Annotated in this window: 2 protein-coding genes; both read right to left on the minus strand. The window is 56.0% G+C overall.

Translation table 11 applies throughout. The features are described 5' to 3' along the window. Positions 1–271: 271 nt before the first annotated feature. Complete coding sequence (locus PG897_RS22440; RefSeq protein WP_010634898.1) at positions 272–1,618, minus strand: UDP-glucose dehydrogenase family protein; 1,347 nt, start codon at positions 1,616–1,618, stop codon at positions 272–274. 141 nt (positions 1,619–1,759) lie between these two features. Further along, positions 1,760–1,967 (minus strand): hypothetical protein (locus PG897_RS22445; protein ID WP_270829437.1); only part of this gene is annotated, 208 nt, incomplete at its 5' end.

Here is a 1,967-nt window from a genome sequence, read left to right on the forward strand (position 1 = left end):
AGGGTACCACCAATCAGCAGTTGGCCACCTCTCGCCATTCATCCATGAGTGTCGCACTTATTATCTGAATTCCCGGACCACAATAATTAAGCGCCGGGTCATATCGACAAAATAGAATAAATAAAGTGAAGCGGTTCACAATATTAAATTATGATGACAAAACTCGCCCTCACCATAAAAATAGTGAGAGCAATATCTCGCTTCAGCCAATATCCAGCAGATTAATCCGCCACACAGCTGATTATTGATGGCGGCCCAATATGACAAGATGTTATTTCATTACCGATTCGCCCCGGCCGATGGCGTAATAATGGAACCCATGATCTTTCATGCGACCCGGATCAAACAGATTGCGACCATCCACGATCAGGGGACGCTTCAACGCCTGCTTGATGGCGGCAAAGTTGGGGGCCTTGAAGTGGTTCCACTCGGTGCAGATCACCAGGGCATCCGCACCAAACAGGGCCGCCTCCTTGGTACCCATCAAGCGCAGCTTGTCGCAGTTGCCGTAGATCTGCTGGGCCTCCTGCATCGCCTCGGGATCATAGGCCTGCACGGTCGCACCGGCCTGCCACAGCGCCTCCATCAGGGCCCGGCTCGGCGCCTCGCGCATGTCGTCGGTGTTGGGCTTGAACGCCAGACCCCACAGGGCGATGGTCTTGCCGGCCAGGGTCTCCCCTTCGGAGCGGAAGAACGCTGACAGCAGCTGAAACAGCCGCGATTTTTGCAATTCATTGACCCGCTCCACCGCCCGGATCAGCGGCGTGTCGTACTCCAGCTCCTGGGCCGTGGCCAGCAAGGCTTTGACATCCTTGGGAAAACAGGAGCCGCCATAACCACAACCCGGGTAGATGAACTGATAGCCGATGCGCTGATCCGAGCCTATCCCCTGGCGCACCATCTCGATGTCGGCGCCGACCCGCTCGGCCAGTCCGGCCATCTCGTTGATGAAGCTTATCTTGGTGGCCAGCATGCAGTTGGCAGCGTACTTGGTCAGCTCGGCGCTGCGCACATCCATGAACAGGATGCGGTCGTGGTTGCGGTTGAACGGCTCGTAAAGCTCGCGCATCAGCTGGCGGGAGGCCTCGTTGGCGGTACCCACCACGATGCGATCCGGCCGCAGGCAGTCCTGGATGGCGGAGCCCTCTTTCAGGAATTCGGGGTTGGAGACCACGTCGAAGGCGAACGACTGATCCCGCTGCTGCAGGATGCTCTTCACCCTGGCGGTCACCTTGTCGGCGGTGCCCACCGGCACGGTCGACTTGTTGACTATGATGACGGGCCGGTCACGATGCCGGGCGATGGTTTCGGCCACCGTCAGCACGTGGCTGAGATCGGCGGAGCCATCTTCCCCCGGTGGCGTCCCCACCGCCAGAAACTGCACATCACCGTGTTCGACGGCCTGTACGGCATCCGTGGTGAACACCAGGGCGCCGCTCTTGATGTTGCGTTGCAGCAGGGTGTCGAGCCCGGGTTCATAGATAGGGACATGACCGTCCATCAGGGCAGCCACCCGCTGTTCATCGACATCGACACAGATGACCTGGTGACCGACGTCGGCCAGCACGGTGGCCTGAACCAGGCCCACGTAGCCACTTCCAAATACAGTAATGTTCATATTGATACAACCAGAATGTCAGAGAATTTGTAATTTGGAAAAACATTAGGTCTGGGGGGTTATAAATATTTATCACACTACCTAAGATGTCCGCACCAGTTAATTGTTACCAGCTGTTTCTGGACCATTGCAGGCCCGCTTTTATATCCGTATGTTGAGTAAAACAGTTTGGGGAAGCCCAATTTCGTGGGCGCTGATTAATATTCTTTGTTGGATCTCATATGCAAGATTTTCTGCCATTTTCACGGCCAGCCATGGGCGATGCCGAGATAAGCGGGAATTCAGATAATAAGTGCGACACTCATGGATGAATGGCGAGAGGTGGCCAACTGCTGATTGGTGGTACCCT

The sequence above is a fragment of the Aeromonas sp. QDB20 genome (assembly GCF_027707805.1).
Classification (GTDB): domain Bacteria; phylum Pseudomonadota; class Gammaproteobacteria; order Enterobacterales; family Aeromonadaceae; genus Aeromonas; species Aeromonas dhakensis.